This window comes from Phenylobacterium zucineum HLK1, from assembly GCF_000017265.1.
Lineage (GTDB): Bacteria > Pseudomonadota > Alphaproteobacteria > Caulobacterales > Caulobacteraceae > Phenylobacterium > Phenylobacterium zucineum.
This window is the reverse complement of record NC_011144.1, coordinates 2,031,584-2,057,310: the sequence shown is the minus strand read 5'-3', so window position 1 is coordinate 2,057,310 and position 25,727 is coordinate 2,031,584. Positions and strand designations below refer to the sequence as shown.

Here is a 25,727-nt window from a genome sequence, read left to right as displayed (position 1 = left end):
CCCCGCCCCAAGCGACGGCTTGATATGCGATGACTTTTTCGGGGCAGGCAAGACGCTTAGGCCAAAAAACAGGCAAAAGCGGCGCGTAGCCGCAGGATGAATGCGGTTTGCGCCTTCGTCCATCCGCCGGCGCACAAACCTGCGGACTGCGGCGCCGCCGCCACAGCGCCGCTTACCGCGCCCTGACCGCCTCCAGCACCTGCTGCGCGTGGTTGGGAACCTTCACCTTGCGCCAGATGCGGACGATCCGGCCGTCGCGGATCAGGAAGGTGGACCGGTCGATCCCCATGTACTTGCGGCCATAGAGGCTCTTCTCCACCCACGAGCCGTAGCGTTCGATCACCGCGCCCTCAGGGTCGGACCCCAGCGTCACGGCCAGGCCGTGCTTGGCGGCGAACTTCTCGTGCGACTTCACGCTGTCCTTCGAGACGCCGACCACCGTCGCGCCCGCCTTGGCGAACTCGGGCGCGAGCGCCGTGAAGTCCTGCGCCTCGCGCGTGCAGCCGCTCGTGTCGTCCTTCGGATAGAAGTAGAGCACCAGGGTCTTGCCAGCGAAGTCCGACAGGCGGACGGGGCCGTCGGCGGTCTCCAGCTCGAAGTCGGGCGCCGGCGCGCCCTCGATCACGTCCGACATCTCGTCTCTCCCTCAGACCGGCTTCACCAGGACGATCTTCTTCTTGCCCGCGGCGAGCTTCACGACGCCGTCCACGAGGTCGGCCTCGCTGACGAGGCGCGCGCCGTCGGTCTCCTGGGCGTCGTTCACCCGCAGCCCGCCGCCCTGCGCCAGGCGCCGGGCCTCGCCCCGCGAGGAAGCGAGCCCCGCGTCGGCCGCGAGCGCAGCGAGGGCGATCCCCGCGGCAAGGTCGGCCCGGGCGACCTCGTGCGTCGGCAGGTCGCCGGACAGGCGGCCCTCCTCGAACGCGGCCCGGGCGGCGGCCTCGGCGGCCCGCGCGGCCTCCTCGCCGTGCAGCATCCGCGTGGCCTCGTTCGCCAGCACCTTCTTGGCGTCGTTGATCTGCGCGCCCTCCAGCGCCTCCAGCCGCGCGATCTCGTCCAGCGGCAGGTCGGTGAACAGGCGCAGGAAGCGGCCCACGTCCGCGTCCTCGGTGTTCCGCCAGAACTGCCAGTAGTCGTAGGGGCTGAGCAGGTCGGCGTTCAGCCACACGGCGCCCTGAGCGGTCTTGCCCATCTTGGCGCCCGAGGAGGTGGTCAGCAGCGGCGTCGTCAGTGCGAAGGCGGCCTTCTGGTCCATCCGCCGGACCAGCTCCACGCCGTTGATGATGTTCCCCCACTGGTCCGAGCCGCCCATCTGTAGCTGCACGCCCATGGTCCGGTTGAGGTGCCGGAAGTCCACGGCCTGCATCAGCATGTAGTTGAACTCGAGGAAGGTGAGCGGCTGTTCGCGCTCGAGCCGCAGGCGCACCGAATCGAAGGTCAGCATGCGGTTGACGGTGAAGTGCGGACCGTACTCCCGCAGGAACTCCAGGTAGCCGAGCTTCGAGAGCCACGCGTCGTTGTTGACCATCACCGCGTCGGTGGGCCCGTTCCCGAAGGTCAGGAACTTCTCGAACACGGTCCGGATGCCGGCGATGTTCCGCTCGATATCGGCGTCGGTGAGCATCTTGCGGCTCTCGTCGCGGCCGCTGGGATCGCCGACCTTGGTGGTCCCGCCGCCCATCAGCACGACGGGCTTGTGCCCCGCCTGCTGCAGCCGCCGCAGCATCATGATCTGGATCAGGCTGCCGACGTGCAGCGAAGTCGCCGTCGCGTCGAAGCCGATGTAGGCGGCGATCACGCCGCCGGCGGTCGCCTCGTCCAGTTCCTGCGGGTGGCTGATCTGATGGATGTAGCCGCGCGCCTGCAGCGTCTTCAGGAACTCGGACTTGAAGGCGGGGTCGGACATCGCGGGAATCTCAGGTTCGGGACGGCCGGGCTCTAGCACGGGCGCGGCGCTGATTTCGAGGGACATGGCGGCTCCTTGGGGCTCAGGGAGGCCGGCGTCCAGGGGATCTGATCAGGAAGGGCGCCGGCCGGTGGGGGCAGGCGCGTGGGATCGGCCGCCTGCGTCTAGGGCAGGCGGTAATAGCGGCCGGTCAGGGCGGCGGGTCCGATCATGGCGGCTAGCTAGCGATCCCCGGACGTGGCAGTCAAGCCGCATGCGCGTGCTGGGATTCATGACCGGGACCTCCCTCGACGCCGTCGACATGGCGGTGCTGGAGACGGACGGCGAGGGGATCTCGGCGTTCGGCCCGGCCGGCGAGCGCAAGCTGACCGACGCCACGCGCGAGATCCTGCTGGAAGCAACCGAGGCGGCGCTGAAGTGGGAGCGCGGCGAGCCCGAGCCGCAGATCTTCGCCAAGGCCGCCGTGACGGTCGCCGAGGAGCATTTCGCCGCGGCCGAAGCCTTCCTGGCCGAGCATGGGCTGGTCTGGAGCGAGTTCGACCTGCTCGGCATGCACGGCCAGACCGTCCTGCACGAGCGGCCGCAGGACGGCGTCCCGGGCCGCACGGTGCAGCTGGGCGATGCGGGGCTGCTCGCCAGCCTGACCGGCCGGCCGGTGGCCCACGATTTCCGCTCGGCGGACGTCGCGGCCGGCGGGGAGGGCGCGCCCCTGGCGCCGATCTACCACTTGGCCCGGGCGCGAGCCTCGGGCCTCGAGCCGCCGCTGGCGGTGCTCAACGTGGGCGGGGTGGCGAACGTCACCTTCTGGTCGGGGCCGGGCGATTTCGCGGCCTTCGACACCGGGCCCGGCAACGGCATGATCGACCTGCTGGTCCAGGCCCGGAAGGCCGGCCGCTACGACGCCGGCGGGCGCTACGCCAGCGTCGGCCGGGTGGACGAGGCGGTCGTCCGGGCGCTGCTGGCCCACCCGTACTTCGAGGCGCCGGCCCCCAAGTCGCTGGACCGCTACGACTTCTCGCTCGAGCCGCTGGAGCCGCTGCAGCTCGAGGATGCGTGCGCCACCCTGGTGGCCTTCACCGCCGAGGCCGTGGGCCGGGGCTTCGAGCTCATGGGCGAGGTCCCGCGCGAGGTGGTGGTCACCGGCGGCGGCCGGCACAATCCCGAGATCATGAAGGCGCTCGCCGCCCGCCTGCCGGCGCCGGTGAAGACCGCCGAGGACCATGGCTGGCGCGGCGATTCCATCGAGGCCGAGGCCTTCGCCTATCTGGCCGCCCGCTGCGCGCGCGGACAGCCGATCTCGTTTCCGAAGACCACCGGCGTGGCCAGGCCCATGACCGGCGGGCGAATCGTTCAACCGGAGTAGGGGAGTTCAGGGGATGAAGGGGCATTGGATCGCGGGCGCCGCCCTGGCGCTGGTGCTGGGCGCGGCCGCGCCGGCGGCGGCGCAGTCGGCCGAGGCCGGGCCGTTCGATCAGGCGGTGTTCTCCGCTGCGGCCAAGGTCCAGCCGAAGGTCGTCACCTGGCGGCGCGACATCCACCAGCATCCCGAGCTCGGCAACAATGAGGTCCGCACCGCCAAGCTGGTCGCCGACCACCTGCGCAAGCTGGGGATCGAAGTCCGCACCGGCGTCGCCAAGACCGGGGTCGTCGGCGTGCTGAAGGGCGGCAAGCCGGGCGGCGTGGTCGCGCTGCGGGCCGACATGGACGCCCTTCCCGTGGCCGAGCAGACGGGCCTGCCGTTCGCTTCGAAGGTCACCACCACCTACAACGGCCAGACCACCGGCGTGATGCACGCCTGCGGCCACGACGCCCATGTGGCGATCCTCATGGGCGCGGCCGAGGTGCTGGCGGGCATGCGCGACCAGATCCCGGGCACGGTCGTCTTCCTGTTCCAGCCCGCCGAAGAGGGCCCGCCGGTCGGCGAGGAGGGCGGCGCGCCGCTGATGGTCAAGGAAGGGGTCCTGGAGAACCCCAAGGTCGACGCCGTCTTCGGCCTGCACGTCGTGCCCGGCGAGCCCGGCAAGCTGCTGTGGCGGCCGGGCCCGATGATGGCCGCGTCCGATCGCTACGAGATCAAGCTGAAGGGCAAGCAGACCCACGGCGCGAACCCGTGGTCGGGCATCGACATCGCCTCGATGCAGGCCGAGGTCGTCCTGGCCTTCAACCAGATCGCCGCGCGCCAGATCAACGTCACCCGCACGCCCACCATCCTCACCGTCGCCACGGTCCACGGCGGCGTCCGCTACAACATCATCCCGGACGACTTCACCCTGGCCGGCACGCTCCGGACCTTCGATCCCGAGCTTCGCAAGGACGTGATGCAGCGGGCGGAGAAGGCCGTGGAGAGCATCGCCGGGCGCTACGGCGGCAAGGGCCAGATCGAATGGGGCACGCCGAACCCGGTGACCACCAACGACCCGGCGCTCACCGCCCGGATGAAGCCCACCCTGGCCCGGGCGGCCAAGGGGAACGTCAAGGACGACATCGACTACATCACCGGGGCCGAGGACTTCTCGTACTACCAGCAGAAGGTCCCAGGCCTGTTCTACGACCTCGGCATCGGCTTCCCGCCGGGCGTGAACCACTCGCCGATGTTCAACGTGATGGACGAGGGCGCGATGGAGGTCGGCGTCCGCGCCCAGGCGCTGACCGCCCTCGACTTCCTGGCGACTACGGCGAAGTAGTCGCGGCGGCGTGGCGGCCCGGCGCCGCCACGTCACCCTTGCCGTTCAAACGATCGTTCGGCACGCTGGCCGCCACCACGACAAGCGGGAGGCACGGCCATGGCGGACGACATCGGGAAGGTCGACGACCTGGGCTTCGATCCGGACGCGCTCGCCCGCAAGTACCGCGAGGAGCGCGACCGGCGCCTGCGGGGCGACGCGAACGAGCAGTACGTCGAGATCGCCGGCCGGTTCGCCCACTACCTCGACGACCCCTACGTCCAGCCGGGCTTCTCCCGCGCGCCGCTGACCGACGAGGTCGAGGTGGTGGTGATCGGCGGCGGCTTCGGCGGGCTGCTGGCGGGCGCCCGGCTGCGCGAAGCGGGCGTCGACGACATCCGCATCATCGAGAAGGGCGGCGACTTCGGCGGCACCTGGTACTGGAACCGCTATCCCGGCGCGGCCTGCGACATCGAGAGCTACATCTACCTGCCGCTGCTGGAGGAGGTGGGCTACATGCCCGTGGAGAAGTACTCCCGGGCGCCCGAGATCCTGGAGCACTCGCGGGCGATCGGCCGCAAGTTTGGCCTCTACGACAACGCCTGCTTCCAGACCGAGGTCACCGACCTGTCCTGGGACGAGGACGCCGCCCGCTGGATCGTGCGCACGAACCGCGGCGACGCCATGAAGGCCCGCTTCGTCGTCATGGCGAACGGCCCGCTGCATCGGCCCAAGCTGCCGGGCATCCCGGGCATCGAGACCTTCAAGGGCCACTCCTTCCACACCAGCCGCTGGGACTACGACTACACCGGCGGCGACTCCGCGGGCGGCCTCACCGGCCTGAAGGACAAACGGGTCGGCGTGATCGGCACGGGGGCGACGGCGGTCCAGTGCGTCCCGCATCTCGGCGAATGGGCCAAGGAGCTCTACGTCTTCCAGCGGACGCCCTCGTCGATCGACGTGCGCAACAACCGCCCCACCGACCCCGACTGGGCGAAGAGCCTGCCGCCCGGCTGGCAGCAGGCGCGGATGGACAACTTCAACACCCTGGTCTCCGGCGGCTTTGCCGACGAGGACCTGGTGAACGACGGCTGGACCGACATCATCGGCAACATCCTGCTGCTGGCCCGCCGCAAGGCCGAGGCCGGCGAGGCGGTCGAGAATCCGGCCGCGCTCATGCAACTGGCCGACTTCAAGAAGATGGAGCAGGTCCGCTCGCGGGTGGACCAGGTGGTCAGGGACAAGGCCACGGCCGAGGCGCTGAAGCCCTGGTACAACCAGTTCTGCAAGCGGCCGTGCTTCCACGACGAGTACCTGGCGACCTTCAACCGGCCGAACGTCACCCTGGTGGACACCCAGGGCCGCGGCGTGGAGCGGATCACCGAGAGCGGCGTGGTGGCGAACGGCCGCGAGTACGAGATCGACTGCCTCGTCTACGCCACCGGCTTCGAGGTCGGCACCTCGTACGCCCGGCGGGCCGGCTACGAGATCCACGGCCGGGGCGGGATCAGCCTGACCGAGAAGTGGAAGGACGGCGCCTCCACCCTGCACGGGATCCTGAGCCGGGGCTTCCCCAACTGCTTCATCGTCTCGAACGTGCAGTCGGGCTTCAGCGCCAATTTCCCGCACATGATCAACGAGCAGGTGAAACACATCGCCTATATCGTGCGGAACGCGGCCGGTCGGCAGGCGCGCATCGTCGAGCCCAGCCGGGAGGCTGAGGACGCCTGGGTCGACACCATCGTGAAGCTGTCGGTGATGCGCGAGCAGTTCCTGAAGGAGTGCACGCCGGGCTATTACAACAACGAGGGCAAGGTCGAGCTGATGAACAAGAAGAACAGCTCGTACGGGGCCGGACCCGTGGCCTTCACCAAGGTCCTCGAAGCCTGGCGCGACGAAGGCGAGCTGAAGGGCCTGGAGCTGACGGCCTGAGGGCCCAGCGAGACGAGTAGGAGTGACGATGTCCGACAAGACCCTTCGGCCCGAGACCCTGGCCGTCCACGCCGGCTGGCGGGCGGACCCGACCACAGGCTCGGTGGCCGTGCCGATCCACCAGACCACCTCCTACCAGTTCCAGAGCGCCGAACACGCCGCGTCCCTGTTCGCCCTCCAGGAGATGGGCAACATCTACACGCGGATCATGAACCCCACGACCGACGTGCTGGAGCAGCGCGTCGCCGCCCTCGAGGGCGGGGTGGGGGCCCTCGCGGTCGCCTCGGGCCAGGCCGCCTCGGCGTTCGCGCTGCAGAACCTGGCGCGCGCGGGCGACAACGTGGTCAGCTCGACCTCGCTCTACGGCGGCACCTGGAACCTGTTCGCCAACACCCTGAAGGACCAGGGGATCGAGGTGCGGTTCGTCGATCCCGCCGACCCCGAGAACTTCCGCCGGGCCACCGACGAGCGGACCCGCGCCTACTATGGCGAGACCCTGCCGAACCCGAAGCTGGAGGTCTTCCCGATCGCCGAGGTGGCCGCCATCGGCCGCGAATTCGGCGTGCCGCTGATCATGGACAACACGGCCGCGCCGCTGCTGTGCCGTCCGCTGGAGCACGGCGCGGCGATCGTCGTCTACTCGGCCACCAAGTACCTGGGCGGCCACGGCACCTCGATCGGCGGGCTGATCGTCGACGGCGGAAACTTCGACTGGGAGTCCAGGCCCGAGCGCCAGCCGCTGCTGAACACGCCCGACCCGTCCTACCACGGCGCGGTGTGGACCGAGGCGGTCAAGCCGCTGGGGCCGATCGCCTATATCCTGCGGGCGCGGGTCATCCTGCTGCGCGACCTCGGCGCGGCCCTCTCGCCGTTCAACGCCTTCCAGCTGATCCAGGGCGTCGAGACCGTGGCGCTACGCATGGAGCGCCACTGCGCCAACACCCAGCGGGTGGCCGACTACCTGGCCGGCCGCAAGGGCGTGACCCGCGTCATCCATCCCTCGCAGCAGTCCGGAGAGGCGCGGGCCAGGGCCGACCGGTACCTGAAGGGCGGCTACGGCGGCCTGCTGGGTTTCGAGCTGGAAGGCGGCGTCGAGGCGGGGCGGAAGTTCATCGACGCGCTGCAGCTCTTCTACCACGTGGCCAACATCGGCGACGCGCGCAGCCTGGCGATCCACCCGGCTTCGACCACCCACTCCCAGCTCACCGCCGAGGAGCAGGCGGCCGCGGGGGTCTCGCCCGGCTATGTGCGCCTGTCGATCGGCATCGAGCATATCGACGACATCCTGGCCGACCTGGACCAGGCGCTGAAGGCGGCCGGCGCCTAGGCCTGCACGGTTTCTGCAAGGCAGGACCGCGGGCGCTGCACGGCGCCTCCCGCAGGGACTGACAGCGCTCGGTTACCCCCTGGAGCGAGGCTTCCAGGGGGACTTGCGTGCCGATCCGACTTCCGACTTTCCGGCTCAAGCTCGCGGCGAGCCTGCTGCTCGTCGCGGGCGCCGACGTTCTGCTGTTCGACCGCTACCCGGGCGCCGGCGTCGGCGTCCTGAGCCTGGCGCTGCTGGCGGCGGTTGTGGCGACCAATCCGGCCATCCTGCACCGCCGGCTCGGCATTTTCGCCCTCGTGGCGGCCGCCTGGTTCGCGCTTCTTCAGGTCGAACGGGCGACCCTCCTGGGCGGGCTGCTGTTCGCGCTCGCCCTTGGCGTCGCGGCGCTCGCGCCGCGGGCGGGGGAGGGCGAGGACGCGCTCCGCTGGACCCGCCGGTTGGCCGTGGCGGGCGTGAAGGGCCTCTTCGGGCCGATCCTCGACCTGCGGCCGCTGCGCCAGGCGGCCGGACGCCGCCCAGGTCCCCGGGCGCCCGCAAGGCTGGCGGCCGCGGCGCTGCCGGTGGCGGGCGGCGCGGTGTTCCTGGGGCTGTTCGCCGCCGCCAATCCCCTGATCGCCGAGGCGTTCGCGCGGCTGCGGCTGCCGGCCATCGAGCCCGCGCGGCTGGTGTTCTGGGGTCTCGCCGGCGCCGTCGCCTGGACGGCCCTGCGGCCGAGAGGGCTGAAGCCCCGCCTGGCGTCCCGGCCCAGGCGAATCCGCGATGGCGCCCGTCCGGTCGCCTCCACAGCCTCGGTCGCCGCCTCCCTGGTGGTGTTCAACCTGGTCTTCGCCCTGCAGAACGGTCTCGACGCCGCCTTCCTGTGGAGCGGGGCGCGGCTGCCCTCGGACATGAGCCATGCGGAATACGCCCACCGCGGCGCCTATCCGCTGGTGGCGACGGCTCTGCTCGCCGGCGCGTTCGTGCTGGTCTTCCTGCGGCCGGGGTCCGCGACGTCGGCGTCGCGGCCGGTCCGCGCCCTGCTGGCCGCCTGGATCGCGCAGAACCTGTTCCTGCTCGCCTCCACCGCCCTGCGAACCCTTGAGTACGTCGACGCCTACGCGCTCACCCGCACGCGGATCGCCGCGCTCCTGTGGATGGGGCTGGTGGCGGCGGGCCTCGCCCTGATCGCCTGGCGGCTGCTGGCCGGCAGGAGCGGCCGCTGGCTGGTCAACGCCAATGCCGCCTGCGCCGGGGCCGTGCTCGTCCTGTGCAGCCTCGTGGATCTCGGCGCCGTGGCGGCGGCGTGGAACGTGCGCCACGCCCGGGAGGTCGGCGGCCGCGGCGTGGCTCTGGACCTCTGCTACCTGGGACGGCTGGAGGGCGCCGCGCTGGTCTCGCTGGCCGAGCTGGAACAGCGTCCGCTGCCTCCCGATCTGGCCGACCGCGTCCGCTGGAAACGGCAGGAGGTTCGCGCCGGCATGCTGCGCCGGCAGGCCGACTGGCGCAGCTGGCGCTGGCGCGATGCCCGGCGGCTCGCGCGCGACGCCGGCCTTCCCGGCGCCTTGCCGCCTCCGCTGCCGGGCGAGCGGGGCTGCGACGGACGACCTCGGCCGTTGACGCCTCCGGCGAAGCCCGGAACATGAGCGCCATGCCCCAGGTGCTCGTCGTCGACGACGACCCCCACATCCGCGAGCTCCTGGTCTTCGCCCTCGAGAAGGCGAGATTGTCGGCCCGCGTCGCCGAGGACGGCGAGGCTGCGCTGGCGGCGGTGGCCGAGCAGGCGCCCGACCTCGTCATCCTCGACATCAACATGCCCCGGCTGGACGGTCTGGAGGTGTGCCGCCGGCTCCGGGCCCAGGGGGACCTGCCGATCCTGTTCCTGTCGTCGCGCGACGACGAGATCGACCGTGTCCTCGGCATTGAGCTGGGCGGCGACGATTACGTGGTCAAGCCGTTCAGCCCGCGCGAGGTGACGGCGCGCGTGCAGGCCATCCTGCGCCGGGTTCGGGGGCGCGCCGAGCCCCGTGGGCCGGGCGTCCTGCGCCACGGCCGGCTGAGCCTCGACCCCGAGGCCTGGACCGCCCGCTGGGACGAGGTCGAGGCGCCGCTGACCGTCACCGAGTTCCAGATCCTGCGGGTGCTGATGGGCGCGCCGGCGCGGGTGTTCAGCCGCGACGCGATCATCGACCGCCTGCACGGCCCGGGCTTCGCCATCACGGACCGCACCATCGACAGCCACATCCGCAACCTGCGCGCCAAGTTCGCCAGGGCCGGGGGCCACGACGTCGTCGAGACCCGCGCCGGGGTGGGCTACCGGCTCGGCCCGTGCCAGGGCGGCGGCGGGTGATCGGGCGGACCAAGGCGTTCCTGAAGCGCCACTGGCCGGCGCTGCGGCTGGGCGACATCCTGCTCGCCGTGCTGCTGTTCGCGGCGGCCATGCCCGCCATCGGCGCCATCTCGCTGCGGGTGTACGAGAACACTCTGGTGCGGCAGACCGAGGCCGAACTGGTGGCCCAGGGGGCGGCGCTCGCGGCCGTGGCGGCCCAGGCCTGGCCGGGCGCGCCCGAGACGCCGCCGCGGCCGGCCGAGCCCCCGCCCGGCTATTTCCACCCCGAACCCACGACCATCGACCTGTCCCGCTCGCCGGTGCTGCCGGAACGACCGGCCCCCCGCGTCGCGGCCGGTCCGGTGGATCCGGACGCCCTGGCCGTGGCGGCCGCCCTTCGGCCCGTCGTGGAGCGGACCACGCGCACGACCCTGGCCTCCGTTGTCCTGCTGGACGCCCGCGGACGGGTGGCCATGGGCGTGGACCGGGGCGGGGACCTGTCGGAGCTGCCGGAGGTCCGCGCGGCGCTGTCCGGCGCGCCGCGCACGGTCTTCCGGCGCAACGGGGACTACCGGCCCAGCTACCGCTTCGAGTGGCTGAGCCGGGCCTCGGCGCTGCGGCTGCACCATGCGCGGCCGGTGATGGTGGGCGAGCGGGTCGCGGGCGTGCTGCTGCTCTCGCGCTCGCCGCGGGCGCTGTTCCGCGGCCTCTACGAGGATCGCGGCAAGCTGCTGATCGCCGCCGGCGTGATCTTCGGGATCCTGGTGCTGCTGGCGGGGGTCGTCTCGCGCGGCGTGACCCGGCCGATCGAACGGCTGAGCGCCGCCTCGCGCGAGGTGGCGGCCGGCGGCGGCGCGATCCCGGAAACCCCGCCCACCGCCGCCGTCGAGATCCAGGCGCTGTACGAGGACTTCCGCGCCATGGCCGAGCGGATCGACCGGCGCAGCGGCTATCTCCGCGACTTCGCCGCGGCGGTCAGCCACGAGTTCAAGACCCCGCTCGCGGGGATCGGCGGCGCCGTCGAGCTGTTGCAGGACCATTTCGAGACCATGTCGCCGGCGGAGCGGCGCCGGTTCCTGGACAACATCGCCGCGGACGCCGGCCGCCTATCGCAGCTGGTCACCCGCCTGCTGGACCTCGCCCGCGCCGACATGGCCGCGCCGGAGACGGGCGCCGCCGTCGATCTCGCCGGGCCCGTCATGCGCGCGGCGGAGGAGGAGGGCGCAAACGGGTTCCGCGTGGAGGTGGACCTGGCCTCCGGCCTGCCGCCGGTCGCCGTCCCCGCCGCCACGGTCGAGAAGGTGCTGGCCGTCCTGCTGCAGAACGCCCGCCAAGCCGGCGCGTCCGAAACCGTGATCCGGGCGCGGCCCGAACCTGAGGTGGTGGTCCTGACGGTGGAGGACGACGGCCCGGGCGTGCCGCCGGCCGACCGCGAGCGGCTTTTCGAGCCGTTCTTCACCGGCCGCCGGGCGGCGGGCGGGACGGGGCTGGGCCTGCCCATCGCCCGCTCGCTGCTGGCGGCCAGCCACGGGACCATTGCGCTCGCCGACACCCCGGCGGGCGCGGCGTTCCGGGTGATCCTGCCGCGCGCGGGACGGGGCTAGGGCCTCGGCCAGCGCGCCGCGGCCCTGGCTCGGCAGTCGGCCGCGGCGCGGGCGATCAGGGCGTCGGCCAGCTGATCGAGCGGGGAGCCCTCGCGATAGTCGCCGGGGCCGCCGAGGTGCGCCCGCCCGTCCTGCCGCAGGCTGAGGGCGGCCGTCTGGCTGAGCGGATCGTCCGGGTCCCAGACCGAGACCGCGTGGCCGCCCTGGTCCGTCACCACCCGCATCACCGGAATGTCCGTGAAGCCGTCGCCGAAATAGACGATGCGGTCGAACGGGACCGGGCGTTCGTCCCTTGGCTGGGCGCGGTTGATGGTGATCCCGTCCCACTCGTCCAGCGTCCACTTGTTGATGCGGAACAGGTACTGGGTCTTGGAGGTGTAGTTGACGGCCAGGGCGATGCCGATGGCGTCGTCCTCCGCGTCGAACATGAAGGCCGAGGCGTAGATCCGCTCGAAGGCCGAGGCGATAGGCGAGCCCTCGATCAGTTCGCGGTTGCCGGACGAGATGATGAAGTGGCGCAGGTCCAGGCCGGCGGCTTCGGCGCGGGCGTTCTGGCGAGCGAACCAGTCCTCGACCCCCGGGAACAGCTTCAGCGAGGCGCCGCGGCCGCGCCAGCTCTCCAGGCTGAGCTCCAGGCCGCGCTCGCGCGCCTTGGCCAGCATCAGGTGCATGTAGGCCAGGATCTCGTCACCCCGCTGGGCGCGGGCGAGCTGGTTCACCTCGGCCCAGAAGTGCGCGCGGTCCATCCCCAGCTCGTCGGGAATGAAGGCGTGGTTCTGCATGTGGCCGGGCGCGAGGGTGCCGTCGAAATCGTAGGCGAAGACGATCAGGGGGCGGTCGGTCATCGGCTCTAGGTAGCGGCGGGCGGCGTCCGAGGGAACGCGCGATCGTGGGCCTGCGGATCGCCGAACGTCGTCCTGCGTTTGAGCGGGATGCAGACGAAGGATTCCCTGGCGGACCTGTTCGAGGCGCTGCGCAAGGCGGTGATCGGTGTCGAACTCAACCGCGGACGCCCGCCCCGCCGCAAGACCGCCCGCCGCTAGCTGTGGCCCCGCTGGCGCATGGCGTCGGCCATCAGCGCCAGCCCGGCGATGAGCAGCGGTATGAGGAAGAAGGCTAGGCGATAGCCGAGGAACGCCGCCGCCAGGGGCGCGGCGGGCACGCCCGCGAGCAGCGTCGACAGCGATCCCTCGAACACCCCCACGCCGCCCGGGACGTGGGAGATCAGGCCCACGACCACCGAGGGGGCGTAGGCGCCCACGAAGGTGAAGTACTCGACCGAGCCCTCGGGCAGCAGGCTCCAGATGATCCCCGCCGCCACCGCGTTGTCGCAGGCGCCCAGCCCGATCTGCGCCAGGGCGACCCGCCAGGAGGGCAGCTTCAGGCTGTGGCCGAAGCCCCGCAGCGGCTGCTTCAGGGTTCCGCAGAGCGCGACGTAGAAGGCCACTCCGCCGAGCAGCAGGACGCCCATGCCGCTGGCCACCGGCCCGGCGATGCGGACCGAGGGGCTGCCGCCGCCGATCAGCAGGCTCGCCCCGGCCAGGGCCGAGAGGCCGACGGCGAAGGAGGCGCCGTGGAAGACGGTGGTCGCCGCCACCTGCCTGAGATTGACGCCGTAGCGGCTGTAGAACCTGGCCCGGATGGCGCCCGAGACGATCAGGTTGGCGCCCAGGGTGTGGCCGATGGCGTTGGCGAGGAACGAGCCGGCCAGGGCCGGAGGGATCGGCAGCCGCGCGCCGGCCCAGCGCAGGCCCAGCCACTCCACGAGGCCCATGAGGGTGAAGCTGGCGGCCGAAAGGCCCAGCGCCGCCAGCGTGTCGCCATAGCCCCACGCCCGCATCGAGGCGGCGATGTCGGCGGGCCGGACCTCGTGGAACTCGCGCCAAAGGACGAAGACGGCGGCGGCCAGGAGCAGGAACGGGACGACGTGCAGCGCCCATCGCCGGATGAGGGGAAAGAAGCGGTTCCCCTGCGTCTCGGGCAGGACGGCGGCCAGCTCCTCTTCCACGTCCTCCGGGCCGTGAAGGGGGAGCTCGGTGGGGTCATGGCTCTGCACGGCGATCACATGTCCCTTGAGTCGGCCCCCACGGTCACTCACGGGCGGAACCGAACACTAGGGCGAAGGTTCTTGCCGTGACTTCGGACAAACGTTGACGGAGGCGACCATGGCCCACGAAGACTGGCCCGCCGGAGACCGCGACCGCCGCTGGCGCGAACCGCGCGATCTCGAGGACTTCGGCCAGGCGGACTACTCGCGCGACTATGTCTACGACCCGCGCACGCGGTCCGGCTATCGCGCCGAGGAGGATCTGCGCCGTCGCAGGGGCTACGCGCGGGCGGACGATGACCGCGACTGGCGTTACGAGGGCCGGGAAAGATCCGATCGGCGGTTCGCGGACGGCGACCGCCGCTGGGACGACGCCGACCACCACCGGCGCGAGCACCGTTCGTGGATGGACCGGGCCGGTGACTTCTTCGGCGGTCGGCGCGACGAGGACCGCTACGCGGACGAGCGCTACCAGGACGACCGCTACGAGGACCACCGCTACGAGGACCACCGCTACGAGGACGACCGGCGCGCCCGGCGTCGGCGGGGTCCGTCGGACCGGGTGCTGTGGGCGGTGATCATGGAGCGCCTGGAGGACGAGCGCCGCCTCGACCTGCGCGACGTCGACGTCTCGGTCGAGGACGGCGAGGTGGTCCTGAACGGCACGGTGCGTCGCAAGGAGGACAAGCGCCGGATCGAGGACGTCGCCGACATCGAGGGCGTCCGCAACGTGCAGAACAACCTGCGGGTCCGCGAGCGGGACCGCGGGTGGACGTTCCTCTAGCGCTCCGCGTCTAGCGGTCCACGCGCGCGAAGCGCCGGCGGAACCGCTCGACGATGATCGGCGCGAAGGCGGCCGCGAGGCCGCCGAGGTCGGCCACCCAGTTGTCCACCAGCGCCGCAAACCTTGCGCCCGACAGCAGGTGCGAGGCTTCCAGCACCGTGGCGAACACGAAGAAGCCGACGGCGATGCTGCGCAGGCGCCGGCGCGGCATCGCGGCCAGTCCCGCCAGGGCGGCGCAATAGAACGCCGCGAAGTGCTGCAGGTAGGTGGACTTCACGAAGTCCGGCACCATCCACGGGGGGAGGAACACCGCCACCACGATTGCGACGACGGCGCCCAGGAAGGCCAGCCGCGCCAGGACGGCGAGGGGGCCGGTGTCGGGATAGCGGCCGTCGCCGAGGAGGGTTCGGTCGTAGCTCATCGGGCGGGACCCTAAGGCGGGCCGAGGGTCTCCGGAACCCCCATGCGCGCCTCGGCCGTTGAGAGGGCATGAGCAAGCCCGTCGTCGTCACCATTCCCCACCAGCTCGGCCGCGCCGAGGCCCGCCGGCGCATCGAGGAAGGTCTCGGCCGGCTCACCGGCCAGTTCGCCGCGATGGGCCGGACCGAGCACGCCTGGGACGGCGACGTCATGCGGTTCGCGGTCGCAGCCATGGGCCAGGAGGTCACCGGCACCATTGCGATCGCCGACCAGGACGTGACCCTGAACGTGATGCTGCCCGGCTTCCTCGCCATGCTCGCGAACAAGGTGAAGGGCCAGATCCAGCGAGAGGGGCAGGTCCTGCTCGAGGACAAGCGACGCTGAGGCGCGAGGCAACCCCGGCGCGGGCCAGCGGGTTTATCAGCTGAGCCATTTTCAGGAGACAGACATGCCGCACAAGCAGACCGAAGAAGAAGCCAAGCGCGCCTTCACCCACGGCTCCAGCGGCGCCACGGCCGACATGGCCACCGACCGCTCGGGCTCGGCCCGGGAGCAGGGGTGTTCGGACGAGCCGCACGCGCGCCGCGCCGACGAAACCCTGCGCGAGGGTGAGAAGCCCGACCAGATCGCCCAGCGCAAGGCCGAGGACCGACAGGAGGCCCTGCTCGACGAGGCGATCGAGGAGACCTTCCCGGGCTCGGACCCGATCAGCCCCAAGCACATCACCTGAGGATCGGACGCGACCGGCGGGCCGCTACTGCGGCTCGCCCACCGTGTCGGCCATCACGGCCCCCCGCGTGCCCAGCGGCTGCGGGGGGCCGATCGTCGTGTCCTTCACAGTCTGGTGCTCGATCTCCGAGTTCAGCTCGGCGCCCAGCAGGACGACCTGGGCCGACAGGTAGAGCCACATCAGGAAGCCGATCACCGCCCCCAACGAGCCGTAGGTCTTCTCGTAGTCCGCGAAGTTGGCGACGTAGATCGAGAACGCGGCGGAAACGGCCAGCCAGAGGATCAGGGCCGCCGCGCTGCCCCAGCTGATCCACCGCCAGCGCACGCGGTCGCGGCTCGGGCCGAACCGGTAGAGGAGGGCGAGGCCTAGTCCCAGGGCCGCCACGAGGATCGGCCAGGTGATCCACCGCATCATGGCCGCCGCGGCCGGCCCCGCGAACGGCTCGACCGCGGCCGGGGCCGCGATGACCGCGAGCGCGGCCAACCCGAACATCAGGAACCCAAGCGTAAAAGCGAGAGATGTCAGCGTCTTGGCGACGAAACTTCGCTTCTCATCTTCGTCGTAGGCGATGTTCATGGCGGTGATCATCGCCTTGGTCGCCCCGTTGGCGCTCCAGATCGACAGCAGCAGGCCGCCGGCGAAGGCCAGCGACAGGCCGCCCTCGTTGGAGGCCGAGATGCGCACCATCTGCTCCCCCAGGAAGCGGACCGCGTCGGCCGGCAGGACGGCGGACAGGGCGGCCAGGTGCTCCCGCGCCTGGGCCACGTCGGCGAATAGGCCGTACAGGGCCACGAGCGCGCCGAGCGCGGGGAACAGCGCGAGCAGGGTGTAGAAGGTCACCCCCGCCGCCACGAGCGGGGCCTGGTCGTCGGCGAACTCCTTGACGGCGCGGATCAGGATGTCCTTCCAGCCGCGCGCCGGAATCTCCTCGGGCGCGTCCGCATGCCGGCCGCGGCCCGGCGCGTGGATCTCCGCCGGGTCGGTGGTGTGGCGATCGGGCGCCGACTCGCTCAGACGGCGGTCCCGCCCGCCGCCCGGGTCCGGCCGGGCCGCCGGACGCTCGCGCGGCATCAGCGCGATCCCCGCCAGCACAAGGAACGGGGCCGCCTTTCGAAGCGCGTGGGGCATGGGACCTCCCGGAACAGCGCGGCTGCAACAGCCGGGCCGGACGGTCGGTTCCGGCGCTAGCCGCGGAGAGCCTCGTACGCCTCCTGCGCCTCCAGCCATTCCAGCTCGGCGGCCTCTACGGCGGCCTGGGCGGCCTCCCGCTTCCGGCCAAGGTCGGCGGCCTTGGCGGGATCCTTCACGAACACCTGCGGGTCGGTGAGGGCCGCGTCGATGGCGGCGAGCGCCTCGGTGGCCTTGCCCAGGGCGGCCTCTGCGGCCTCGGCGCGGCGGCGGGCAGGGCCCGTGGGAACCTTGGACTTCGCGGCCGGCGGCGGCGGGGGAGGCGGCGGCGCCTCGGCCTTCACCTGGGTCGGAGCGCGGGCGGCGATCCGGGCCCGGTCCAGCACGAAGCGGGCGTAGTCCTCCATGTCGCCGTCGAAGGGCTGGATCGTGCCGTCGGCGGCGAGCCACAGCCTGTCGGCGACCAGCTCCATGAGTGAGCGGTCGTGGGTGATCAGGATGACCGCGCCCTCGTAGTCGTTCAGCGCCTCCAGCAGCGCGCGGCGGCTGTCGATGTCGAGGTGGTTGGTGGGCTCGTCCAGGATCAGCAGGTGCGGCGCTTCCATGGCCACCAGGTTCAGCAGCAGGCGCGCGCGCTCGCCGCCGGACAGGCTGCCGACCTTGGTCTCGACCTTCTCGTGGCTGAAGCCGAACTGGGCGATCACCGAGCGGCGCTTCGCCTCGGTGGCGTCCGGCATGGCCCGGCGGATGATCTCCAGCGGGGTGTCGTCCGCATCCATGGCCTCGATCTGGTGCTGGTGGAACCAGCCGACCTTGAGCCGCTGGGAGCGCAGCAGCCGGCCCGCCTCGGGCTGAAGGGCGCCCGCCACCAGCTTGGCGAAGGTGGACTTGCCCGCGCCGTTGACCCCCAGGAGGCCGATGCGGTCGTCGAGGTCGAGCCGCAGGTCGAGCTTCTTCAGGATCGGCGGGCCGCCGTAGCCGACCGCGGCCTCCTCCAGCCGCAGCAGCGGCGGGGGCAGGGGACGTTCCGGGGACGGCAGCAGGAACGGGGCGACGTGCTCCTCGACCACGGCCGAAACCGGCGGCAGCTTGGCGATGGCCTTCAGGCGCGACTGGGCCTGGCGGGCCTTCGAGGCCTTGGCGCGGAAGCGGTCCACGAAGGACTGCATGTGCGCGCGCTTGGCCTCGATCTTGACGCGCGCAGCCTCCTGCAGGCGCAGCTTCTCGGTCAGTTGGCGCTCGAAGCTGTCGTAGCCGCCGGCGTAGAGCTCGAGCTTGCCGTCCTTCAGGTGGAGGATGTGGTCCACCGAGTTGTTCAGCAGCTCGCGGTCGTGGCTGATCACGATGGCGGTATGGGGATACTTCTTGAGCCGCGCCTCGAGCCAGAGGGCGCCCTCCAGGTCGAGGTAGTTGGTCGGTTCGTCCAGCAGCAGCAGGTCGGGCTGGGCGAACAGGGCCGCGGCGAGGGCCACGCGCATCCGCCAACCGCCCGAGAACTCGGCCATGGGGCGCGCCAGATCGGGCTCCGAAAACCCCAGGCCCGACAGGATCTCGGCGGCGCGCGACGGCGCCCGGTCGGCGTCGATGGCGATCAGGCGGTTGTAGATCTCGCCCATCTCCTCGGGCGTGGCCGTCTCCAGCCGCTCCAGCAGGCTGGCGCGCTCGACGTCTGCCGCGAGCACCGTCTCCAGCAGGGGGACCGGCGTGGCGGGGTGCTCCTGGTCGACCGAGCCGATCCGCGCCGCCCGCGGCAGGCCGATCTCGCCGGACCCGGGCGTGAACTCCCCGAGGATCAGGCGGAACAGGGTGGACTTGCCGACGCCGTTGCGGCCGACGAGGCCCACCTTGGCGTCCTTGGGCAAGGTGACCGAGGCCTGGTCGAAGAACCGGCGGCCCCAGGCGTCGAAGACGAGGTCGTTGATCTGCAGCATCAGCGGAAACGGGAACGGAACGGAAATGGGCGAGCGGACGCGGACCCGCGCGTCGCCGGTCTCGCGAATGAAGGGAAGGTCAGGATGAAATTCGCCGCGCCGCCGCCTGACCGGGGCCGCCCATAGCAGACCGCGGCGGCTTCGTCAGCGATTGTTGCATCGCAGCGCCCTTGGCGAGGCGGGGCCTTGCCGCTATAGAGCGCGCCACCTCGCGGGCCGACCGCGATCCCTCCCTGACGCACAAGAACAAGAAGACCCATGACCGAACGCACCTTCTCGATCATCAAGCCGGACGCCACGCGGCGGAACCTGACCGGCAAGGTCAACGCGGTGATCGAGGACGCCGGCCTGCGCATCGTCGCCCAGAAACGCATCCGCATGAGCCGCGCCCAGGCCGAGAAGTTCTACGAGGTCCACAAGGAGCGCCCGTTCTTCGGCGAGCTGGTGGAGTTCATGACCTCGGCCCCCGTCGTGGTGCAGGTGCTGGAGGGCGAGAACGCCGTGGCCCGCTACCGCGAAGTCATGGGCGCGACGAACCCGGCCCAGGCCGCCGACGGCACGATCCGCAAGCTGTACGCCGAGAGCGTCGGCGAGAATTCGGTGCACGGCTCGGACAGCCTGGAGAACGCGAAGATCGAGATCGCGCAGTTCTTCACCGAGGACGAAATCGTCGGCTGAGCCGCAACGACTTCGCCGCCGGGGGGTTACCCCCGGCACAGCCCATTCCTAGATTCAAGGTAGCATGAGAGAGTCCAAGCTTCCGGACTTCTCCGAGCGCTTGGCCGCGCAGGCCGAGGCCCGGAAGGCCCTTCTGGAAAAGTTCAAGCCCAAGCCCACCGTCCGGGCCGAGGGCGAGGTGTTCGAGACCCGCGAGCAGCGCAAGGCGCGGGAACTGGCCGAGGTGCGCGCCAAGCGCGCGGCCGAGAAGGAAGCCGCCCGTCTCGCCAAGGAGAAGGCCGAGGAAGAGGCCCGTCTCGCTCGCGAGAACGACGAGGAGTTCCAGCTCCAGCTGAAGCGCGACGAGCGGAAGGCTCGCAAGGCCGCTGCCAAGGCCGAGGCGCGCGCTAAGCGCGAAATGAAGGCCCAGGGCCGCCGCTAGTCGTCGGCGACGCCGGTCACCTTGCGGGACATCTCGCCGTAATAGCCCTGGATCAGGAGCTCGACGGTCTCGCCGCGCTCCTCGGCCTCGAAGGCCAGGTCCTTGGCCATCTGGATCGCGGCCGACCGCGTGAGCCCCCGCGCGAGGGGCTCTCCTTCGCCGAAGACGGTCCAGTCTCCGTCCTTTAGCGTCACCGCGTATTGCACCATGTACTCCGTCCCTGTGGTGAACCTTCAGCGTACGAACCGCGCCGGAGGTTCCCGCAGGCATGGTTCGACAATTCCCGGCCCTTGGGGCCGGCGATGAAACTCGCGTGACCTGGCCGCCGTTCGCTGCAAGACTTGCGAACGGGAGGTCGCCATGAACGCGCCGCACCTCATCTACTTCGCCGATCCAATGTGCTCCTGGTGCTACGGCTTCTCGCCCGTCATCGAGGACATCCACCGCGCCTTCGGCCGCGCCTTGCCGATCCGGGTGGTGATGGGCGGGCTGCGGCCCGGCACGGACACGCCGATGACCGACGAGGCGAAGGCCCAGGTGACCGGCCATTGGCGCCACGTCCACGAGGCCACCGGCCTGCCGTTCGACGAGGCGGTTCTGGACCGCGAGGGCTTCCTCTACGACACGGACCCGGCGGCCCGGGCCGTGGTGGTCGTCCGGCGCGAGGGCGAAGAGCTGGCCGCGGGCTATCTCGGCCGCCTGCAACGGGCCTTCTACGCCGAGAACCGGGACGTCACGTCCGCCGAGACCCTGGCCGATCTGGCCGCCGAGCTGGGCGTGGACCGCGAGCGCTTCCTGGCGCAGTGGGACGCCGAGGACGCCAAGATGGAGACCTGGCGCGACTACGCCATCTCGCAGCGGGCGGGCGTCACCGGGTTCCCGACCCTCGTGGCCGGCCCGAACGCCGAAGGCGCCTTCGGCGTTGTCACCCGCGGCTATGCGCCCTCCGAGCCGGTCGTCGCGACGCTGCGGGACTGGATTTCGAGCATCGCCGCCTGACCCCGGCCTTGCGCGCGGGATAGGGGCGGGCGATATCGAAGGGACGGCGCGGGCCGCCCGCGCCCATCGACTCTGAAGGAAGCCTCCTCTCCATGCGTGATCCCGTCACCACCGCCCTGGGCCTCGTGCCGATGGTCGTCGAGCAGACGAGCCGGGGCGAGCGCGCCTATGACATCTTCTCCCGCCTGCTGAAGGACCGGATCGTGTTCCTGGCGGGTCCGGTCGAGGACGGGATGGCCAGCCTGATCTGCGCCCAGCTTCTCCATCTCGAGGCCGAGAACCCGAAGAAGGAGATCCAGATGTACATCAACTCCCCGGGGGGAGTGGTGACGTCGGGCCTCGCGATCTACGACACCATGCAGTACATCAAGAGCCCGGTGATCACGCTGTGCCTCGGCATGGCCGCCTCGATGGGCTCGTTCCTGCTGATGGCCGGCGAGAAGGGCCAGCGGATCGCCCTGCCGAACTCGCGGATCATGGTCCACCAGCCGTCGGGCGGGTACTCGGGCAAGGCGACCGACATCCAGCGCCACGCCGAGGACATCATCAAGACCAAGCGGCGGCTGAACGAGATCTACGCCAAGCACACCGGCCAGCCGATCGAGGCGGTCGAAGAAACCCTCGACCGCGACTTCTTCATGACCGCCCAGGAGGCCAAGGACTGGGGCCTCGTGGACCACGTCTGGGAAAAGCGCGACAACGAAAGCTGACGCGCCGATCCGGCACGCGCACGAGGGCCCGGGCGGCGACGCCCGGGCCCTCTTCGTTCCGGAGAAGCCTGGTGGCCCCGCTCACATTAAGTTTAGCGGCCAAGGTGTTTCCCATGGCCACGGCGTGAATTATCCCCGAGGCCATGAGGGACCTGAATGAACTGCTCGAGCAGTGCGATCAATTCTCGACCGTGCTGATCGCTAGGAAGTCGCCTGAGTCGACGGACAGCCTTGTCCAGTTACTGGTCGATGCCGGCGTCAATGTTCTTGGACCTGTGGATACGGCGGCGCGCGCCCTTGCGATCGTGGCGCAGACCCCCGCCGACTTCGCCGTGGTGACCCCCGAGCTCGCCGGCAAGCGCAACGGCGCTGAGCTGGCCCGCCGGCTCGAGGACACCTGGGGCGTGCCTTCCGTGGTGGTGGCGCCCGCGGCCTGACCCGAAGGCGACGCCCAAGGGGAGTGGCATGGGACGCCTGATCGTCGTCTCCAACCGGGTGGGTCAGCCGGACCAGAGCGGAGGCCCGTCCGTCGGCGGCCTGGCGATGGCGCTCGGCGCCGCCCTTCGCGAATACAACGGCGTCTGGTTCGGCTGGAGCGGCCGGACCGTCGAGACGTTCACCGGCGGCCTGTCTGTCCAGCGCGGGCAGGGCGCTACCGTCGCGACGGTGGATCTCGAGGAGCAGGACCGGCAGGAATACTACAACGGCTACGCAAACCGTACGCTGTGGCCGCTGTTCCACTACCGGATCGACCTGTCCGCCTACGAGCGCTCGTTCAACGAAGGCTATGCGCGGGTGAACGCCCGCTTCGCCCAGACCCTGCTGCCGCTGCTGAAGCCGGACGACTTCATCTGGGTCCACGACTACCACCTGATCCCGCTTGGGCGGGAACTCCGCCGACGCGGGGTGAAGAACCGGATCGGCTTCTTCCTGCACATCCCCTGGCCGGCGCGCCGGCTGTTCGCGACCCTGCCGTTCCATCGCGAGCTGGTGGAGGCGGTTTTCGACTACGACCTCGTGGGCTTCCAGAGCGAGGATTCCCTCAGCGCCTTCGAGGACTATGTCGAGAGGGAAGCCGGCGGGACCGTCGGGCCGAACGGACGCTTCGAGGCCTTCGGCCGAAGCCTCCAGGCCGGCGTGTTTCCGATCGGTCTCGACACCAAGGCGTTCCTCGAGGGAGCGGCGACCGAGGCGGCCTCGGCCTGGCGGGACCGGATGCGGGTCAGCCTCGCCGGGCGGCGCATGATCATCGGCGTCGACCGGCTGGACTACTCCAAGGGGCTGGAGGAGCGCTTCCTCGCCTACGAGGAGTATCTCTCCCACGCGCCCGAGGCGCTGGAGCAGGTGTTCCTGCTGCAGATCGCCACGCCGAGCCGTGACGAGGTGGCCGCCTATCAGGAGATCCGCGCGCGCCTGGACGCGGTCACCGGCCGCATCAATGGCGCCTTCGCAACGCCCGACTGGGTGCCGATCCGCTACGTGAACCGCAGCTACCGCCGAGACGAGCTGGCCGGCATCTACGGCGTCGCGGCGATCGGCCTCGTCACCCCGCTGCGCGACGGGATGAACCTGGTGGCCAAGGAGTATGTGGCGGCCCAGCCGCCCGAGGATCCGGGCGTGCTGATCCTCTCGCGGTTCGCCGGCGCCGCCGAGCAGATGGGCGAGGCGCTGATCGTCAATCCCTTCAGCCGGGAAGAGGTCTCAGACGCGATCCGGGAGGGGCTGGCCATGCCCCTGAAGGAACGCGTCCGCCGTTGGGAGGCGCTGATGGCCGGCGTGCGGCGGGACGACGTCGACGCCTGGCGCGACGCCTTCGTCTCGGCCTTGCGGGCGGTCCCGCAGCGCGAGCTGCCGCCGGCCGCCTAGGGTCGGCCCTTGAACACCCGGAAGCCCGCCTCGTCGGCGATCGCGAGCATCTCGGTGTCGCCCGAGGTGTCGCCGTAGGCCGCCGCGAGCCGCAGGTCAGGGCCGAACACCTCGTGCAGGCGCACGACCTTCTCGGCGCCTCTGCAGTTGGGGCCGGAGAACGCCCCGAGGACCCGGTTCTGCGCGTCGAACGAGAGCTGGGTGCCGAGGATCAGGTGGGCCCCCAATCCGCGTCCGAAGGGCGCCACCACGATGTCGGGCGATGCGGTGACGATGACGATCCGCGCACCCCGCTCGCGCCACCGCTTCCACGTGGCCACCGCGTCGGGCCGCAGAAGCCGGCGGGCGTGATCGGCGGCGAAGCGGCGGGCGTCCGACTCCAGCCGGTCATGCGGTACGCCCCGAAGGAACACCCGCACCGCCGCCGCCTTGATCCGGCCACGGTCGCGGTGGAACAGGTAGGCGAGGGCCGCGGGCGCGAGCCGGAGGCAGCCCAGCCACCAGCGCAACGGGCCCGCCCGCCACTTCAGGAAGGCTGTGAAGCTGTCCTTGATCGTCAGTGTGCCGTCGAAGTCGAACGCGACGACGGGCGCGTCGGCCGCAGGCTCGTCCACTTGTGCCATTCCGGGCCGTTTCCCATTTAGGTCCAGGCGCCCATCCACAGGGCGTCGCGCCGCGATTTGTCGCTACGGCCAGCGAAGGCTTGTGATCCTCGGCGGGATCGGGGAATGTCAAGACTTGGACAACCCGTGGCGCGTATTCTGCATTGATAGGGCGGACACGCCCCCCGCCAGCGTCAAGGGGTGCGAGGCAGGCCAGGCGATCGGCCAGCGTCGTCGAGAGAGTGAGACAAGACCATGACGAAGGCCGCCAGCGGAGATTCGAAGAGCACGCTGTATTGCTCTTTCTGCGGCAAGAGCCAGCACGAAGTCCGCAAGCTGATCGCGGGCCCGACAGTGTTCATCTGCGATGAATGCGTCGAACTGTGCATGGACATCATCCGCGAAGAGCACAAGATCTCCTTCGTCAAGTCGAAGGACGGGGTGCCGACCCCCAAGGAGATCCGCGAGGTCCTCGACGACTACGTGATCGGCCAGGACCACGCCAAGAAGGTCCTCTCGGTCGCCGTCCACAACCACTACAAGCGCCTGAACCACGCGACGAAGAACAACGACGTCGAGCTGGGCAAGGCCAACATCCTGCTGATCGGTCCCACCGGCACCGGCAAGACACTGCTGGCCCAGACGCTGGCCCGAATCATCGACGTGCCGTTCACCGTGGCCGACGCCACGACCCTGACCGAGGCGGGCTACGTCGGCGAGGACGTCGAGAACATCATCCTGAAGCTGCTGCAGGCGGCCGACTACAACGTCGAACGCGCGCAGCGCGGCATCGTCTACATCGACGAGGTCGACAAGATCAGCCGCAAGTCGGACAACCCCTCGATCACCCGCGACGTGTCGGGCGAGGGCGTCCAGCAGGCGCTGCTGAAGATCATGGAAGGCACCGTGGCCTCGGTGCCCCCGCAGGGCGGCCGCAAGCATCCGCAGCAGGAGTTCCTGCAGGTCGACACGACCAACATCCTGTTCATCTGCGGCGGCGCCTTCGCCGGGCTCGAGAAGATCATCTCGGCGCGCGGCCAGGGCACCTCGATCGGCTTCGGCGCCAAGGTGGCCGATCCGGACGAGCGCCGCACGGGCGAGATCTTCCGCCAGGTGGAGCCGGACGACCTGCTGCGCTTCGGCCTGATCCCCGAGTTCATCGGCCGCCTGCCGGTCATCGCGACCCTGGACGACCTGGACGAGAAGGCCCTGGTGAAGATCCTCACCGAGCCGAAGAACGCCTTCGTGAAGCAGTACGTCCGCCTCTTCGAGATGGAGAACGTCGGCCTGACCTTCACCGAGGACGCCCTGATGGCCGTCGCCCGCAAGGCGATCCAGCGCAAGACCGGCGCGCGCGGCCTGCGCTCGATCCTGGAAGGCGTCCTGCTCGACACCATGTACGAGCTGCCGACCTACGACGGCGTCGAGGAAGTGGTGGTCAACGCCGAGGTCATCGAAGGCCGGGCCCAGCCGCTGATCATCTACGCCGAGCGCCGCGACAAGGGCGGCGCGGCGTAAGCCCTCCGCCACCGAAGGAATAGCGAGGCCCCGCAGGCGACTGCGGGGCCTTTTGACTTTCGGCGGGCAATGCAGGCTTGATAGAACAGCGGTATCCGGAGCAAGGGAAACCTGGGCGAGTGACGCGGTAATCCAAGGGGGAGGGGCATGGCGACCTTC

At 70.7% G+C, this 25,727-nt stretch carries 26 protein-coding genes; 17 read left to right on the top strand and 9 right to left on the bottom strand.

Annotated elements, in window-relative coordinates; genetic code table 11:
• Nucleotides 1-172 precede the first annotated feature (172 nt).
• Together PHZ_RS10120 and tyrS are read right to left on the bottom strand one after the other, a co-directional pair.
• Complete coding sequence (locus tag PHZ_RS10120; protein ID WP_012522389.1) at nt 173-634, bottom strand: peroxiredoxin; 462 nt, start codon at nt 632-634, stop codon at nt 173-175.
• Nucleotides 635-646: 12 nt separating this feature from the next.
• Nucleotides 647-1,903, bottom strand: coding sequence for a tyrosine--tRNA ligase (gene tyrS / locus PHZ_RS10115; protein ID WP_012522388.1), 1,257 nt, complete (start codon nt 1,901-1,903; stop codon nt 647-649).
• Between the two features lie 253 nt (nt 1,904-2,156).
• Here tyrS and PHZ_RS10110 point away from each other — a divergent pair, with 253 nt between their 5' ends.
• The 7 genes from PHZ_RS10110 (at nt 2,157) to PHZ_RS10080 (ending at nt 11,734) form a co-directional block, all read left to right on the top strand.
• Nucleotides 2,157-3,266, top strand: a complete 1,110-nt coding sequence (locus tag PHZ_RS10110) for an anhydro-N-acetylmuramic acid kinase (RefSeq protein WP_012522387.1) — start codon at nt 2,157-2,159, stop codon at nt 3,264-3,266.
• A gap of 13 nt (nt 3,267-3,279) precedes the next feature.
• Nucleotides 3,280-4,587 carry an amidohydrolase gene (locus PHZ_RS10105; RefSeq protein ID WP_041373412.1) on the top strand — a complete coding sequence of 436 codons (1,308 nt, stop codon included), beginning with the start codon at nt 3,280-3,282 and terminating at the stop codon, nt 4,585-4,587.
• 99 nt (nt 4,588-4,686) lie between these two features.
• A complete protein-coding gene (locus PHZ_RS10100; RefSeq protein ID WP_012522385.1) occupies nt 4,687-6,498 on the top strand; it encodes a flavin-containing monooxygenase in 1,812 nt (603 codons plus the stop codon).
• Nucleotides 6,499-6,526: 28 nt separating this feature from the next.
• Nucleotides 6,527-7,825: an O-acetylhomoserine aminocarboxypropyltransferase/cysteine synthase family protein gene (locus PHZ_RS10095; protein ID WP_012522384.1), complete on the top strand. Its 1,299-nt coding sequence runs from the start codon at nt 6,527-6,529 to the stop codon at nt 7,823-7,825.
• A 107-nt stretch (nt 7,826-7,932) separates the two neighbouring features.
• Complete coding sequence (locus PHZ_RS10090; RefSeq protein ID WP_012522383.1) at nt 7,933-9,447, top strand: DUF4153 domain-containing protein; 1,515 nt, start codon at nt 7,933-7,935, stop codon at nt 9,445-9,447.
• Nucleotides 9,444-10,151 (top strand): response regulator transcription factor, encoded by a 708-nt coding sequence (locus tag PHZ_RS10085; RefSeq protein WP_049758199.1) that lies wholly within the window; start codon nt 9,444-9,446, stop codon nt 10,149-10,151. Before PHZ_RS10090 ends, PHZ_RS10085 begins: the two co-directional genes overlap by 4 nt.
• Nucleotides 10,148-11,734, top strand: coding sequence for a sensor histidine kinase (locus PHZ_RS10080; protein ID WP_041373411.1), 1,587 nt, complete (start codon nt 10,148-10,150; stop codon nt 11,732-11,734). The genes PHZ_RS10085 and PHZ_RS10080 overlap by 4 nt, the downstream gene beginning before the upstream one ends.
• On the opposite strand, the gene PHZ_RS10075 is transcribed toward PHZ_RS10080, so the two are convergent.
• Nucleotides 11,731-12,579, bottom strand: coding sequence for an HAD family hydrolase (locus PHZ_RS10075; protein ID WP_012522380.1), 849 nt, complete (start codon nt 12,577-12,579; stop codon nt 11,731-11,733). The genes PHZ_RS10080 and PHZ_RS10075 overlap by 4 nt on opposite strands.
• Nucleotides 12,580-12,773: 194 nt before the next feature.
• A complete protein-coding gene (locus PHZ_RS10070; protein ID WP_187149065.1) occupies nt 12,774-13,790 on the bottom strand; it encodes a lysylphosphatidylglycerol synthase domain-containing protein in 1,017 nt (338 codons plus the stop codon).
• A 109-nt stretch (nt 13,791-13,899) separates the two neighbouring features.
• Here PHZ_RS10070 and PHZ_RS10065 point away from each other — a divergent pair, with 109 nt between their 5' ends.
• Nucleotides 13,900-14,565: a BON domain-containing protein gene (locus PHZ_RS10065; protein ID WP_049758198.1), complete on the top strand. Its 666-nt coding sequence runs from the start codon at nt 13,900-13,902 to the stop codon at nt 14,563-14,565.
• Between the two features lie 10 nt (nt 14,566-14,575).
• Here the strand turns inward: PHZ_RS10065 and PHZ_RS10060 are convergent, their stop codons facing one another.
• The gene (locus PHZ_RS10060) at nt 14,576-14,986 is read right to left on the bottom strand and encodes a hypothetical protein (protein ID WP_012522377.1); all 411 of its coding nucleotides are present in this window, start codon (nt 14,984-14,986) and stop codon (nt 14,576-14,578) included.
• Nucleotides 14,987-15,054: 68 nt separating this feature from the next.
• Here PHZ_RS10060 and PHZ_RS10055 point away from each other — a divergent pair, with 68 nt between their 5' ends.
• Together PHZ_RS10055 and PHZ_RS10050 are read left to right on the top strand one after the other, a co-directional pair.
• Nucleotides 15,055-15,369 carry a polyhydroxyalkanoic acid system family protein gene (locus tag PHZ_RS10055; RefSeq protein WP_012522376.1) on the top strand — a complete coding sequence of 105 codons (315 nt, stop codon included), beginning with the start codon at nt 15,055-15,057 and terminating at the stop codon, nt 15,367-15,369.
• Between the two features lie 64 nt (nt 15,370-15,433).
• Entirely contained in the window at nt 15,434-15,715 is a 282-nt protein-coding gene (locus PHZ_RS10050) for a hypothetical protein (RefSeq protein WP_086004011.1), read from the top strand.
• Between the two features lie 24 nt (nt 15,716-15,739).
• On the opposite strand, the gene PHZ_RS10045 is transcribed toward PHZ_RS10050, so the two are convergent.
• On the bottom strand, nt 15,740-16,843 hold the full coding sequence (locus PHZ_RS10045) for a YihY/virulence factor BrkB family protein (RefSeq protein WP_012522375.1): 1,104 nt from the start codon (nt 16,841-16,843) through the stop codon (nt 15,740-15,742).
• A 56-nt stretch (nt 16,844-16,899) separates the two neighbouring features.
• The gene (locus PHZ_RS10040) at nt 16,900-18,774 is read right to left on the bottom strand and encodes an ABC-F family ATP-binding cassette domain-containing protein (RefSeq protein ID WP_012522374.1); all 1,875 of its coding nucleotides are present in this window, start codon (nt 18,772-18,774) and stop codon (nt 16,900-16,902) included.
• A gap of 258 nt (nt 18,775-19,032) precedes the next feature.
• Between PHZ_RS10040 and ndk the strand changes: the two genes are divergently transcribed.
• Nucleotides 19,033-19,452, top strand: coding sequence for a nucleoside-diphosphate kinase (ndk, locus tag PHZ_RS10035; protein ID WP_012522373.1), 420 nt, complete (start codon nt 19,033-19,035; stop codon nt 19,450-19,452).
• A gap of 64 nt (nt 19,453-19,516) precedes the next feature.
• Complete coding sequence (locus PHZ_RS10030) at nt 19,517-19,873, top strand: DUF6481 family protein (RefSeq protein ID WP_012522372.1); 357 nt, start codon at nt 19,517-19,519, stop codon at nt 19,871-19,873.
• Here the strand turns inward: PHZ_RS10030 and PHZ_RS10025 are convergent.
• Nucleotides 19,870-20,082: a DUF2188 domain-containing protein gene (locus PHZ_RS10025; protein WP_041373409.1), complete on the bottom strand. Its 213-nt coding sequence runs from the start codon at nt 20,080-20,082 to the stop codon at nt 19,870-19,872. The two genes, PHZ_RS10030 and PHZ_RS10025, sit on opposite strands and share 4 nt — an antisense overlap.
• Before the next feature lie 151 nt (nt 20,083-20,233).
• Here PHZ_RS10025 and PHZ_RS10020 point away from each other — a divergent pair, with 151 nt between their 5' ends.
• The 4 genes from PHZ_RS10020 (at nt 20,234) to PHZ_RS10005 (ending at nt 23,448) form a co-directional block, all read left to right on the top strand.
• Complete coding sequence (locus PHZ_RS10020; protein WP_012522371.1) at nt 20,234-20,872, top strand: DsbA family protein; 639 nt, start codon at nt 20,234-20,236, stop codon at nt 20,870-20,872.
• Between the two features lie 92 nt (nt 20,873-20,964).
• Complete coding sequence (locus PHZ_RS10015; protein WP_012522370.1) at nt 20,965-21,582, top strand: ATP-dependent Clp protease proteolytic subunit; 618 nt, start codon at nt 20,965-20,967, stop codon at nt 21,580-21,582.
• A 143-nt stretch (nt 21,583-21,725) separates the two neighbouring features.
• On the top strand, nt 21,726-22,019 hold the full coding sequence (locus PHZ_RS10010) for a hypothetical protein (protein WP_041373408.1): 294 nt from the start codon (nt 21,726-21,728) through the stop codon (nt 22,017-22,019).
• 28 nt (nt 22,020-22,047) lie between these two features.
• Nucleotides 22,048-23,448, top strand: coding sequence for an alpha,alpha-trehalose-phosphate synthase (UDP-forming) (locus tag PHZ_RS10005; protein ID WP_012522369.1), 1,401 nt, complete (start codon nt 22,048-22,050; stop codon nt 23,446-23,448).
• Here PHZ_RS10005 and PHZ_RS10000 read toward each other — a convergent pair.
• Nucleotides 23,445-24,071 carry an HAD-IB family hydrolase gene (locus PHZ_RS10000; RefSeq protein ID WP_012522368.1) on the bottom strand — a complete coding sequence of 209 codons (627 nt, stop codon included), beginning with the start codon at nt 24,069-24,071 and terminating at the stop codon, nt 23,445-23,447. The genes PHZ_RS10005 and PHZ_RS10000 overlap by 4 nt on opposite strands.
• Before the next feature lie 234 nt (nt 24,072-24,305).
• Here PHZ_RS10000 and clpX point away from each other — a divergent pair, with 234 nt between their 5' ends.
• Entirely contained in the window at nt 24,306-25,568 is a 1,263-nt protein-coding gene (gene clpX / locus PHZ_RS09995; protein WP_012522367.1) for an ATP-dependent Clp protease ATP-binding subunit ClpX, read from the top strand.
• Nucleotides 25,569-25,727 lie beyond the last annotated feature (159 nt).